This is a genomic window from Bradyrhizobium sp., assembly GCF_019244115.1.
In the GTDB taxonomy this organism is placed as follows: domain Bacteria; phylum Pseudomonadota; class Alphaproteobacteria; order Rhizobiales; family Xanthobacteraceae; genus Bradyrhizobium.
This window is the reverse complement of sequence record NZ_JAFATE010000397.1, coordinates 1-12114: the sequence shown is the minus strand read 5'-3', so window position 1 is coordinate 12114 and position 12114 is coordinate 1. Positions and strand designations below refer to the sequence as shown.

The window sequence follows — 12114 nt, the reverse complement described above, 5'->3', positions numbered from 1 at the left end:
CTGACGAGACGCAATGACGGACCGGCTGTCGATCTTTCCTGCACGACCATTCAAAGCGTGGTTCGCGCCAAAGCGCGTGCTGGTCAATGTCCTGATGTTTCTCTATTGCGTGGGACTGTTTCTTGGCTTCGACTTTCTCTACTCCGCCTTCACGATGGGGCAGGAACGCGACCATGCGGCGCGGATCGCCAATTCGATCTACGACCACGGTCTGGCGGCGAATTTCGATGGTTATGACGTCTGGGGCGAAGCGCGCTACCCCCTTTTCACCAACAGCCTCGGCTTCAAGGATGGATCAGTCCGCGAGGTGCCGCTGAAATCAAATCATCGTCGGATCCTGCTGGTCGGCGATTCCTTCACCGAGGCGATCGGCATCCCCTACGAAAAGACCTTCTTCGGGTTGCTCAATCAAGCCGGCGAAGCGCGCGACCCCAAAGTCGAGTTCCTCGACGCCGGCGTCGCATCCTATTCGCCCAGCATCTACTACAGGAAGGTCAAGTATCTGCTCGATCTCGGCCTGCAGTTCGACGAGGTGGTGCTGCTGTCCGACAGTTCGGACGTCGAAGACGAGGCGACATCCTATTTCTGCATCGATGACGATCCGCAATACCAGAAGTTCTGCACTCTCCCGCCCGGCACCTATCCGCCCGCGTCGCCGCTGAAGCACGACTTCTTCATCGATCATTTCGTCGTCACCAATCGCGTGCGCATCACCGCCAAGCGCTGGGTGCAGTCAATGCTCGGCAACCGGCGCAGGGCGATCGAGCACGACCATGACCGGATCGGCTGGACCACGCCCAATCCGGACCCTGCCAGATACGAGCCGCTCGGCGTCGAGGGCGGCATCGCACGCTCGGTGCAGAACATGACGAGGCTTTCGGATCTCCTGAAGAGCCGCGGCATTCCGCTGACCATCGTGGTCTATCCCTGGGCCCAGCAGATCGCGCAGAACGACCGTGACAGCAGGCAGGTCAGGATCTGGCGTGATTTCTGCCCCACCCGCTGCAAGGCGTTCATCAACCTGTTTCCGCCCTACTTCGCCGTCGCCGATCGCGATGTGGACTGGTACGAGCACCTCTATATCCTCGGCGACGACCACTTTTCCGTCGCCGGCAACCGCATGCTTTACGAAGAGCTCGCCAAACGACTCTTGCCCTGAGAGACGATCACTCGGTCATGATCTTGCCGACGCAGACCAGAACCACGGCCGCCAGAAAGAACAGGTCGATATAGGCTTTGATTTCGCCGTCGCGGCGCAGCAGGCTGACTTCGCCAACCAGGTGTTTGCGCAGCGCCGCGCCGCTGGGTCCCTCGACCAAAAGTCCCACCATGCGGCGGGCCTCGATCTCGAGCCGCTCGATCCGGTTGTAGAAGTAGAACGAGCGCAGCGCCGACACCGAGCGCATGACGGCGTAGACCAGGATCAGGATCGCGAGGCTGGCGCGGTTGTTGTATTTCTCGATGTAGTTGAGGCTGAAATAGGCCAGCGCCAAAAACGCGAAGTTCGACAGGACGCGGTAGATGAAGCTGAGGAGTCGCATGGCTTTCCGGCCTTCCCCGGGATGGACCGCCATCCTATGACCGCAAAAGCTTTACACGAGGTGAGCGGCAGCCGCCGGAACGCAAAATAAAGCAAACGAGCCGGGGCAACCCCGCGGGTCCCGTTTGGTCAACTCACCGAGACCCGCCCGCAGGCGAAACATTGTCGCGAGCCTTTCATGACCCCTTCTCGCCGTCATCTATTCGAGCTGATCGCAGGCATCCTCGGCTGTCCGATGCTGTCGCGCGTCGCGACCGCAGAGACCGGGTATCCCTCGCGCCCGGTCCGTATCGTCGCCGGATTTGCGGCGGGGGGCGGCGTCGATATCACCACGCGCCTGATCGGGCAGTGGCTGACCGACCGGCTTGGCCAGCCCTTCCTGGTCGAGAACCGCACCGGCGCCGACGGCAACATTGCGACCGAAGCGGTCGTCAATGCCGCGGCCGACGGTTACACGCTGCTGCTCGCGACGCTGCCCAATGCGGTCAATGCGTCGCTCTATCCTCGCCTGAAATTCAACTTCCTTCGCGACATCGCGCCGGTCGCGGGCGTGATCCGCGTGCCGATGGTTGCCCTCGTGCATCCGTCCCTGCCGGTGAAGAGCATTTTGGACTTGATCGCCTACGCAAAGGACAATCCCGACAAGATCAACATGGCTTCGGCCGGGATCGGCAGCGCGCCGCACATGGCCGGCGAATTGTTCAACGCCATGGCGGGCACCAAGATGGTTCACGTTCCCTACCGCGGACAGAGCCAGGCGCTGACTGATCTTCTGGGCGGCCAAGTGCAGATCCTGTTTGCCGCAGCTCCGGGAACCGCAGACTATATCAGGAGTGGCAAACTACGCGCGCTTGCGGTGACGAGCGCGTCGCAAGCCGATGTGCTGAAGGACCTGCCGGCGGTGGCAAGCTTTCTGCCGGGCTATGAGGCCAGCCAGTGGTACGGCATTGCAGCGCCCGCAAAAACGCCGCCCGAGATCGTCGCGCGCTTGAACACCGAGATCAATGCAGCCTTCGCCGACGGCGCGATGCAGGCGCGCTTCGCAGCGATCGCCGGTGAGCCGATGCCCGGACGCCCTGTCGATTTCGCCAAGCTGATCGCCGACGAAACCGAGAAATGGGCGAAGGTGGTCGCGTCGGCCGGCCTGAAGGCGGAGTAATCAAACTCAGAAGCGATCCGGTCGAAATGCCGTGGCCTCCACGACCGGCTGTTCGCCGCTCATCAGCTCGGCCAGCATGCGGCCGGTGGTCGGGCCGAGGGTGAAGCCCTGGTGGCCATGTCCGAAATGCAGCCACAGCCCTTTGTGCCGCGCCGCGCGGCCCAGGACCGGCAGCATGTCGGGCATGCAGGGCCGCGTGCCGAGCCACGGCTCGAGCTCGACCGGCTTGCCGAGATCGATCAGGTCGCGCGCGGCGGCCTCCGCGCGCGTGAGCTGGACCGGTGTCGGCTTCGCATCCGGCGCCGACAGCTCGGCGCCGGTGGTCAGGCGCAACCCTTTTGTCATCGGCGCCATCACATAGCCGAACGCAGCGTCTCGCAGTGGCAGATCGAGTTTCTGGCCGCCCGCATAGTGCCGGTGATAGCCGCGCTTCTCCAGCATCGGAATCCTGTAGCCGAACCGGCGCAGGAAGCTTGGCGACCATGGGCCGAGTGCCACGACGACAGCCTCGGCCTCGAGCCGGCCGGTGGCTGACGTGACCGCCCAGCCTGTCCCGGTCTGGGTGAGGGTTTCGGCGTCGCCACGCATGATGGTGCCGCCGAGCCGCTCGAACAGATGTGAGTAGGCTGCAACCAGCGCGCCGGGCTCGGAGACCGTCCACGGCTCGAGCCAGTGCAGCGCTCCGACGCCGGGATTGATCAGGCCCGGCTCGGCCTTCGCGAAATCCGCAGCCGACATGGCGCGGAAGCTGATGCCGTAGGCGGCGCGCAGCGCCTCCGCCTCAGCCAGCTCGCGGTCGAAGGCCGCCTGATCCCGGTAGAGAACCCGATAGCCGTCGCGACGCACGAGGTTGTCCGCACCGGCGGCGCGGATCAGGTCGTCATGCTCGCTCTCGGCCTTTGCGATGATCCGCGCATAGTCGGCCGAAATCTGGTCATGCCGCGCGGGAAAGGAGTTCAACCAGTACTTCAGCAACGGACCCGCGTGGCGCGGCAATGAGGCAAGCCGATAGTGCACGTCATTGCTGCGGCCGGTGGCGATTTCGAGCAGCGACTTGAGGTCGGTCGGCATCGGATAGGGTCGCCGCGCCTCGCTCTGGATGAAGCCGGCGTTGCCGTAGCTGGTCTCCTGCCCCGGCTCCCTGCGATCGACGACCACGACCGACCAGCCGCGGCGCTGCAGATGCACCGCGGTCGCGATCCCCACCATTCCGGCGCCGAGAACGATTGCGTTCTTCATTCTTGTGACCCGTCTCTCATTTCAAGAGGCCGGCGCCGCGCTTGGCACCACGTCCGCTTGCGCCGTGTTGATCGTCGCCGCGACGACCACCGCGATCGCGGTCATGACGACGAGGAAGCCGAACGCGGCATCGAACGATCCGGTCCCGCTGACGATGAAGCCCATCACCGCAGGGGCAACGAAACCGGCGCTCTGGCCGCCGAAATTGATCATGCCGATCCCGGTGCCGATCTGGTCGTTGCGCAGCAGTTTTGTCGGAAGCGCGATCACGGTGGCGAGCACGAAGGATTTGAAGAAATAGAGCAGCGACTGAAACACGATGAGCGCGGCGATGGTCTCGGATCGGTACATCGCGTAGAGGAAGACGCCGCTCAAGGTGGAGCTGGCGATCAAAAGATACTTTTCCTTCTCTGCAAAGAATGTCGTCATGACCCAGCCACCGATCGCGGTCGAAATCGTCGCGAGCACGAACGGTATAGGTGCGAGCAGACCGACGGCTTTCAGATCGAGCCCACGCTGCTGCAACAGATAGGTCGGCATCCAGGAATCCAGCCCCTTGTTGACACAGCTGAGGCCGAACCAGACCCCCAGAAGCTGCCAGAGCAGCGGAGTCCTGAGAAGCTCGCGCATGTCAGCCGCGCTCGCCTGCTTCCTGGCTTGAGCCGCAGGCGTGACGTTCCCGGAGCGCGGGATCGACACCCAATAGATGATCGCGAAGACGATGCCTGCAACCCCGATCGCGGTGAAGGCGTGGCGCCAGCCGAGCCAAATGATCAGCGGCGCCATGACGAGAGGCGCGATCATGCTGCCGGCATAGTTCGAGGACAGCAGCAGCGCCGACATCTTCGGGCATGCCTGTTTGTCGAACAGCTCGGTGATCGCCTTCACGGTGGCGGGCGGGAAGCCGCCCTCGGCAATGCCGAAGATGAAGCGGATCGCGATCAGCGAGAGCAGCGACCAGGCGAAACTGGTCATGACAGTGAATATCGACCACATCGCGATGGTGGCAATGATGACGGTCTTCGATCCGATCCGGTCGGCGAGCCAGCCTCCCGGCACCTGCATGATGGCGTAACCCAGGAAGAAGGCGCTGATGATGATGCCGAGATCGGAGGCCTGCAGGCTGAAATCCTTGCCGATCTGGGCGAGCGCAATCGAAATCGCGGCACGATCGATGTAGGAGATGCAGAAGGCGACATAGAGCAGAACGAATCCGACCACGCCGGCGCTTTGTTTCGACAAGAACGACATGCTGACTCCGGTTGCAGTGAGCTCGATTGAGGCTTTCGTATCAATCCCAGGCCAGAAAGCCTGGCGTGGCGGACAGCGGCGGCGCATTGGACAGACGCGCGAGATCCGGCCGCGGTCGGCGAAGCTTCGGATCTTCTGCGAATGCGGCCTCCAGCGCAGCCGCCACCGCGAGCAGCATGGCGTCGCCGCCGCGCGGGCCGACGATCTGCAGGCCGAACGGCATGCCGCTTTCATCGAGCCCCATTGGCAGGCTCAGCGCGGGATGCCCGGCCAGCGTCACGCCATAGGCGAGCGCCAGCCAGTGGAAATAGGATTTTGTCGGCTCGCCGTCGATTTCGGTCGGGTAGAGCTCGGCCCATGGCCGCGGGCTGACGGTGATCGCGGGGCTGATGATGACGTCACACCCTGCAAAGAAGGTCTGGAAGCTGCGGTAGATCCGGGTCTGCGCCGCGGCGGCGCGGGCATAGTCCTGAAGGCTGTAACGCAGCCCCTCCTCGACATTGGCGCGCACATTCGGGCCCAGCATGTCAGGCCGTTCCTGATAGGTCTTGCCATGCGTGGCCAAGAACAGCGCTGCCCGCAGCACGGCAAAAGTCTCATCAGCGCCGGCACAATCCGGCGCAGCCTCGCGGCACTCCGCCACGAGCGGCGTCAACCGTTCGACGCGCTTTCGGAACGCGCGCCGGATCGCGCGCTCGGTCGGCGCAAAGCCGAAATCGTCGGTGAAGGCAACGCGGATGCCCTTCAAATCGATCTGACATGGCGGGCTCCATGGCTCGGGCCGCCCCCGGATGACAGTGCCCGGCAGCGTGTAGGCGAGCGGATCGCGCGGATCGTCGCTCGCCATCACGGACAACATCAGCGCGACATCGGCCACCGAACGGGCCATCGGCCCGTCGGTCGAGAGATTGGACCAGCCGAACACACGGCGCTCGCTTGCGACAAGCCCGTAGGAGGGCCGCATGCCGACGATGCCGGCATAGGCCGCCGGATTGCGCAGGCTGCCGCCCGTGTCCGAGCCCGAGGCCAGCGGCGCCATGCCACAGGCGAGCGCAACCGCCGAGCCGCCCGAAGAGCCCGCGGCCGAGCGCATGGGATCGAAGGGGTTGCCAGTCGCGCCATGCACCGGGTTGCGGGTGTTGCCGCCGGCCGCCCATTCCGGCGTGTTGGTCTTGCCGAGAATGATTGCCCCGGCCGCCCGCAGCCTTGCCACAGAGGCCTGGTCCGCGGCCGGCACGTGGTTCGCAAACAATGGGCTTCCATAGGTGGTGCGGAGCCCGCCGGTGTCCTGGGTATCCTTGATCAGGACCGGCATACCTTGCAGCGGCCCTCGCACGTCGCCGCGAGCGAACGCAAGCTCCGCAAGGCCGGCCGCCGTTCGCGCCCCCTCCTCATCCAGGGTCACGACCGCATTCACGGCGGGATTGACCGCCGAAATCCGACACAGGCAGGCCTCGGCGAGTTCCACCGGAGAGATCTCCCGGTCCGCCAACAGACGTTGCACCTCAATCGCTGAGGTATCGCAGAGCTCTCCCATGCCAAATCTCTTTCTGTCTTTGAAAATCATTTATCATAGGAAAATTTATTTCGCTGCCTCAACTTTTGTCATTTTTGCATTTGTATGCGCAAATGCTGATCGAATCGCACAAGAGTCTGCCGATTCGAGATTTCCTGCGGTTTGACATCCTTTTCCGATTGGAAAAAATAGGGTCGATCCAGCAAGTGCATTTCTCAAATGTATGATCCGGAAAACTGCGACGCGGCTTTTCGAGAAGATCATGCAAGCATCAGCCTGCACCGCAAATGGCCACTCGAGGTCGAGGCCATCGTTCGCGTCAGGCAACCGATTGACAGGACGCGCCATGAATGACCACAGCATGCCGGACGGATCGCATTCACAGCTTGGCCATTGTCTCAAGGCAGCGCGCCAGGCGCGCGGATTGACGCTCAAGCAGGTGGCGGAGCGGACCGGGCTTGCGCTGTCGACCTTGTCGAAGGTCGAGAACGGCCTGATGTCGCTGACCTATGACAAGCTCCAGCAACTGACTGGCGGCCTGAAGATGGAGATTGCCGAGCTGTTCAATCCGGCGATGAGCCGCGTGGAGCTTAGCCGGCCCGTCACCGCACGGCGCAGCATCAGCCGCGCCGGACAAGGCCGGGTTGTCGATACGAAATTCTACACCTACAACTATCAATGCACCGACCTGATCGGAAAGCGCATGGTGCCGATCATGGCGGAGGTCCGCGCGCGATCCCTGGAAGAGTTTGGCCCGCTGCTGCGTCACGCAGGTGAAGAGTATTTTCTGGTCACGAGCGGCAGTGTCGCCGTTCACACCGAGTTTTACGCGCCGGAAATCCTGCACGAGGGTGATGGCATTTATCTCGACAGCACGATGGGTCACGCCTACCTGAATGCCGGCGAGCAACCGGCCAAAGGCGTCTGCCTCTGCACCAGCGAAGAGACCGATCTCTACGAGCAGTTGCACCAGATCGCGGTGCGCGAGGGCAAGTCCTAATTCGGCCGCGTTGGGCGGCAGAGCTTCAGGCAAGGACGATCGCTGATTCGCGCGCGGATGCTGCTCAAGCAATGAGCAGATCGAAGCAGTTCCACCTGCAAAGTCAGGCCGCCTGGATATCCACGAGACTTGGAGCGGCAAGCATCCATGGTCGTGACAGCCGGACCGCGCTACAATGCGATCGCCACGACAGGTGGGGTGAGCGGATGCCGAGGAAGGGAATCACCGGCCACGACGGATGGGTCGTCACCGAGGCGCTTGCCACCGCGCTGGTCGCGCTGGAGCAGCTCCCGGCAAAACACCAGCCACGGGCCCATATGGAGGACCTGCGCAAGCTGCTCGCCAGCGGCCGCGAGCCTGCGACCGTCAATCTGCATCTGGCACAGGCCAAATGCAGGCTGTTTCCCGACCGCGATCCTCTCAGCATCTACGAGGAGTACGGGATCAGCGAGGAAGGCTACGGTTGACCGCGCGCGGCATTGGTGCGGCCGACCCGACATTCGGTCGCTCGGTTCAACGCGGCGGAATGATCGGCAGCACGACATGGGATGGCATGTCGCGGTCCAGGAACACGGTATTGCGTGCGATGGCCTTGCGCGTGGCGCGCCCTTCCGGCTCGCCAGTATTCCAATTGACGTCGAAACGCGGGAAATTGCTGGAGGACACGTCGAGGCGGATGCGATGACCCGCTTTGAACAGGTTGCCGGTCGGAAACGCCGATACGGTGATCTGAACCGGGCGCCCCGGCTCGAGCATGCGCGGCCGCTCCCAGGACTCGCGATAGCGCAGGCGCAGGATGCCGTCGGTCAAGTTCATGGCAAAGCCCTGCGGATAATCGGCCGACGGCGGATAGACATCGAGCAGCTTGATGGTGATGTCGGTATCCGGGCAATCGGATGCGACCCAGAGCGTTGCGACGATCGGACCGGTCACCTCGATGTCCGCCGCAAGCTCCGATGTCTGGAACACCAGAACATCGGGGCGCTCGGCGAGCGGCCGGTACGGCTGACGTGAGCCGAAGAAGCGCGGGCCCTCCATTTGGTCGTACGCGCCCCCCGCCATGATCGGCGCGCCCGAGGTGATCGAGCCCCCGATGGAGGGCACCGGGTTGTCGGGATCGAACATGATGGTGCGCGCCGGCGCACCGGCCGCTGGCGGCTCGGGTGTCAACGCGCCGTCCCTCGTGAGGTAGTAAGGCGTATTGATTGCATCGGGGATGGGCCAGTCGGTCTCCGCGCGCCACCGTCCACCGTGATCGAGACGCCCGGCCGCGTTCTTTCGCCCGCTGCCGCCGCCCATGATAAAGAGGCGCACGGCCGGCTCGTCGGCGACGCCGTTCGCCTCACCCTTGAGCCAGGCATCGAACCAGCGCGCGCGCAGCGTCAGGAAGTCGGTGGCGATGTTGCCGTCGATCGTTGCCGCCGGTCCGAAGTCGACGTCGCCGGCATGAGTGAGGGTGCGGTCACCGTGCGTCCAGGGGCCGACGATCAGCCGGACGGGTCCTTTCTTGCGCCGCGTCAGACCGACATAATTGTCGGTCGCCGTGCGCGGATAGGGATCGTACCAGGACGACATGTGCACCATCGGCGCGTCGCTGAACCGGTCGTAGAATCCCTCCGCATAGATGCCGAGTTGCTTCCAGAAGCCGTCGAATTCGCCGTGCTCCCACTGGTCGAAGGTGTAGGACTCGTATTCGGGCGCGGGTGTCAGCGGAGAGTTGCCGCGCGTCCACGGCATGCGTGCGAACCACTGCCTGATGTCGACGGCTTTCAGTGCGGCGAGGCGCGCCGGCTCACGCAGCACAGCCGGGCTGACGAGCGCGTTGCTGTAGGCCCAGGTCACCTGTTTCAATTCGAAGGCGCCGCCTTGGCGGATGCCGCCTTGATAGGCATTCGAAAAGCCGCCGCTGTCGAGGAACATCGCCGCGACGCCCGGGGCACCGGCACAGCCGAGCGCGCCTTGCGTGTGCGCCGCATAGGACAGGCCCATGGTGCCGATCTTGCCGTTGCACCAGGGCTGCGCTAGGAGCCATTCGCAGCAGTCGAAGCCGTCATTGCCGTCGCTCAGATATTTGACGAACTCGCCTTCCGAGTCGTAGCGCCCGCGGCAGTCCTGATAAACGACGACATAGCCGCGCTTCACGAAAAATGCCGCCACCTCCGCGCGGGACTTGGGCCTCTGATTGGCGACATCGATCTCGGAGCGGCTCGGCTCCTCGCGGCCATAAGGCGTGCGTTCCAGGATGACCGGGAAGCGGCCGTCGAGCGGCTGGCCGTCACGCGCGGGACGATAGATGTCGGTTGCCAGCCTGACGCCATCGCGCATCGCAACCATGACTTTGCGCTCGCGGACCATGTCGCCGGCGGCGGCGGCCGCTGCTCTCCTGAGGATGCCGGATAACGCGAACGGCACGAGGCCGAGCAGGCGTCCGAGCCCGCGGCGGGTCAAAAACATTCGCTGGGATTTGGCCGGCGTCGTCACGCAGTTGCGCCCGGTGGTGAGGGAGTGTTCACGATAGGATCGTCGGCCAATCGGCGCAAGCGACCAGCTTCGCTCGCGAACCTCAGCGCTCTGTTGCGCCGGAACGCGCGTCATCGAGCAGGGAAGGAGGCGACCACGTCGATCTGCTCGGGTGCCATCAGCGGCGGCACATGTCCGCGGTCGTCGAATTGAAAGACGTTGGCCATCCGGGTGCGCCAGGGGCGGGTTCGAACAGGAGGTCGAGGGCGCCTGAAAGGTGAATTTTCCGATCGTGGTTCCGTCCCTCCTTCGCGCTCGTCAGGTCGGCTCGAAGCCGAGCTTGCGATCGCGGAGTTCATCGACCAGCACCCTGGTGTTCTCGGAGTAGTCGATCGGCACGTCCACCAGATGAACGCCGCCGCCCTTGAAGGCGGCCTCCAGCGTCGGCAGCAACCCGTCAACCGACGTCACGCGAGAGCCCTTCGCACCGTAGGATTCCGCGTAGCGGACGAAGTCGGGATTGCCAAACGTGAGGCCGAAATCCGGGAAGGCATCGACCGCCTGTTTCCAGCGGATCATGCCGTAGGCGCCGTCGTTCAGAACAAGGACGACCAGACTGAGCTTGAGCCGGACCGCGGTTTCCAGCTCCTGGCTGTTCATCATAAAACCGCCGTCACCGCAGATCGCCATCACGCGGCGGTCCGGATGGAGCATCGCCGCCATCATGGCCGACGGCAGGCCCGCGCCCATGGTGGCCAGCGCATTGTCGAGCAGCAGCGTATTGGCGACATAGGTCCGGTAATTGCGTGCGAACCAGATCTTGTACATGCCGTTGTCGAGCGCGACGATGCCGTTCTCCGGGATGACCTGGCGGACGTCATGAACCAGCCGCTGCGGCGTGACCGGAAACCGGTTCTCGGTGGCGCGATCGGCGACCCGGCTCAAAATGCTTTCGCGCAGCGGCAGCAGCGCCTTGGCATTCGGCAGCTTGCCATCGACGCGGTCCGCCAGCAGTTCGAGACTCGGACCGACATCGCCGATGACTTCCGCGTGCGGGAAATAGACCTGCTCCACCGTGGCCGGGGTGTAGCTGACGTGGATCACCTGCGGCCCTTGCGGGCCCATGATGAAGGGCGGCTTCTCCACGGTATCGTGCCCGATTGCGATGATCAGGTCGGCCTGGTCGATCGCCTCGTGCACATAGTCGCGCTCGGAGAGCGCGGTCGTTCCCATATACAGCATGGTGCCGCCCGGCACGGTGCCCTTGCCCATTTGCGTCGTGAAGAAGGGAATGCCGGTGCGGCGCACGAAGCCCGCGATCCCGAAGGTGGAACGCGGCCGGCTTGCCGCTGCCGCCAACATGATCAACGGCCGCTTGGCCGCAAGAATCATGTCCGCAGCGCGGTCGAGCGCCGCGCGATGCGCGACCGGGATCTCGATCGGATGGATCGGCACCATCGGCACCGGCTCGACCTCGTCGCCCGCGATATCCTCGGGCAGTTCCAGATGCACCGGCCCCGGCCGCTCCTCCATCGCGACGCGGAAGGCATCGCGGACCAGCGTCGGGATGGTCGAGGCGCTCACGATCTGCCGCGACATCTTGGTGAGCGGCTTCATCGAAGCGATCACGTCGACGATCTGGAAACGCGCCTGGCGGCTGCTCATGATCGCCTTCTGCCCGGTGACCAGTAGCATCGGCATCGCGCCGAGATGCGCATAGGCCGCGCCGGTCGAGAGATTGAGCGCCCCTGGCCCGAGTGTGGAGATGCACACGCCGGGCCGCCCGGTGAGCCGCCCATGCGTCGCCGCCATGAACGCCGCCGCCTGTTCGTGGCGGGTCAGCACCAGCTCGATCTTCGACTTGCGGAGCGACTCGACGACGTCGAGATTTTCCTCGCCCGGCACGCCAAAGATCCGGTCGACGCCTTCGTTCTCCAATGCCGCGACCA

10 protein-coding genes are annotated in these 12114 nt (G+C 64.0%); 4 read left to right on the top strand and 6 right to left on the bottom strand.

Annotated elements, in window-relative coordinates:
- The first annotated feature begins 13 nt into the window (after positions 1–13).
- Entirely contained in the window at positions 14–1159 is a 1146-nt protein-coding gene (locus JOZ76_RS17340; RefSeq protein WP_291700081.1) for a hypothetical protein, read from the top strand.
- A 7-nt stretch (positions 1160–1166) separates the two neighbouring features.
- On the opposite strand, the gene JOZ76_RS17335 is transcribed toward JOZ76_RS17340, so the two are convergent.
- A complete protein-coding gene (locus tag JOZ76_RS17335) occupies positions 1167–1541 on the bottom strand; it encodes a hypothetical protein (RefSeq protein ID WP_291700079.1) in 375 nt (124 codons plus the stop codon).
- A gap of 177 nt (positions 1542–1718) precedes the next feature.
- Between JOZ76_RS17335 and JOZ76_RS17330 the strand changes: the two genes are divergently transcribed.
- On the top strand, positions 1719–2699 hold the full coding sequence (locus JOZ76_RS17330) for a Bug family tripartite tricarboxylate transporter substrate binding protein (RefSeq protein WP_291700077.1): 981 nt from the start codon (positions 1719–1721) through the stop codon (positions 2697–2699).
- Between the two features lie 6 nt (positions 2700–2705).
- Here the strand turns inward: JOZ76_RS17330 and JOZ76_RS17325 are convergent, their stop codons facing one another.
- The 3 genes from JOZ76_RS17325 to JOZ76_RS17315 are packed head-to-tail and all read right to left on the bottom strand — an operon-like array spanning position 2706 to position 6726.
- On the bottom strand, positions 2706–3938 hold the full coding sequence (locus JOZ76_RS17325; protein WP_291700075.1) for an NAD(P)/FAD-dependent oxidoreductase: 1233 nt from the start codon (positions 3936–3938) through the stop codon (positions 2706–2708).
- A gap of 21 nt (positions 3939–3959) precedes the next feature.
- The gene (locus tag JOZ76_RS17320) at positions 3960–5180 is read right to left on the bottom strand and encodes an MFS transporter (RefSeq protein ID WP_441300048.1); all 1221 of its coding nucleotides are present in this window, start codon (positions 5178–5180) and stop codon (positions 3960–3962) included.
- Positions 5181–5229: 49 nt separating this feature from the next.
- Positions 5230–6726, bottom strand: a complete 1497-nt coding sequence (locus JOZ76_RS17315; protein WP_291700071.1) for an amidase — start codon at positions 6724–6726, stop codon at positions 5230–5232.
- 325 nt (positions 6727–7051) lie between these two features.
- Between JOZ76_RS17315 and JOZ76_RS17310 the strand changes: the two genes are divergently transcribed.
- Together JOZ76_RS17310 and JOZ76_RS17305 are read left to right on the top strand one after the other, a co-directional pair.
- Complete coding sequence (locus JOZ76_RS17310; RefSeq protein WP_291700069.1) at positions 7052–7705, top strand: helix-turn-helix domain-containing protein; 654 nt, start codon at positions 7052–7054, stop codon at positions 7703–7705.
- A 206-nt stretch (positions 7706–7911) separates the two neighbouring features.
- A complete protein-coding gene (locus tag JOZ76_RS17305) occupies positions 7912–8172 on the top strand; it encodes a hypothetical protein (RefSeq protein ID WP_291700067.1) in 261 nt (86 codons plus the stop codon).
- 46 nt (positions 8173–8218) lie between these two features.
- On the opposite strand, the gene JOZ76_RS17300 is transcribed toward JOZ76_RS17305, so the two are convergent.
- Both JOZ76_RS17300 and JOZ76_RS17295 read right to left on the bottom strand, forming a co-directional pair.
- The gene (locus tag JOZ76_RS17300) at positions 8219–10186 is read right to left on the bottom strand and encodes a CocE/NonD family hydrolase (protein ID WP_291700065.1); all 1968 of its coding nucleotides are present in this window, start codon (positions 10184–10186) and stop codon (positions 8219–8221) included.
- A 297-nt stretch (positions 10187–10483) separates the two neighbouring features.
- A partial coding sequence (locus JOZ76_RS17295; RefSeq protein WP_291700064.1) for an acetolactate synthase large subunit occupies positions 10484–12114 on the bottom strand: 1631 nt, incomplete at its 5' end.

What these genes read in the sequence shown, in the direction of transcription:
- JOZ76_RS17340 (WP_291700081.1), top strand. Translation starts at nt 14, where the DNA reads ATGACGGACCGGCTGTCGATCTTTCCTGCACGACCATTCAAAGCGTGG.
- JOZ76_RS17335 (WP_291700079.1), bottom strand. Translation starts at nt 1,541, where the DNA reads ATGCGACTCCTCAGCTTCATCTACCGCGTCCTGTCGAACTTCGCGTTT.
- JOZ76_RS17330 (WP_291700077.1), top strand. Translation starts at nt 1,719, where the DNA reads ATGACCCCTTCTCGCCGTCATCTATTCGAGCTGATCGCAGGCATCCTC.
- JOZ76_RS17325 (WP_291700075.1), bottom strand. Translation starts at nt 3,938, where the DNA reads ATGAAGAACGCAATCGTTCTCGGCGCCGGAATGGTGGGGATCGCGACC.
- JOZ76_RS17315 (WP_291700071.1), bottom strand. Translation starts at nt 6,726, where the DNA reads ATGGGAGAGCTCTGCGATACCTCAGCGATTGAGGTGCAACGTCTGTTG.
- JOZ76_RS17310 (WP_291700069.1), top strand. Translation starts at nt 7,052, where the DNA reads ATGAATGACCACAGCATGCCGGACGGATCGCATTCACAGCTTGGCCAT.
- JOZ76_RS17305 (WP_291700067.1), top strand. Translation starts at nt 7,912, where the DNA reads ATGCCGAGGAAGGGAATCACCGGCCACGACGGATGGGTCGTCACCGAG.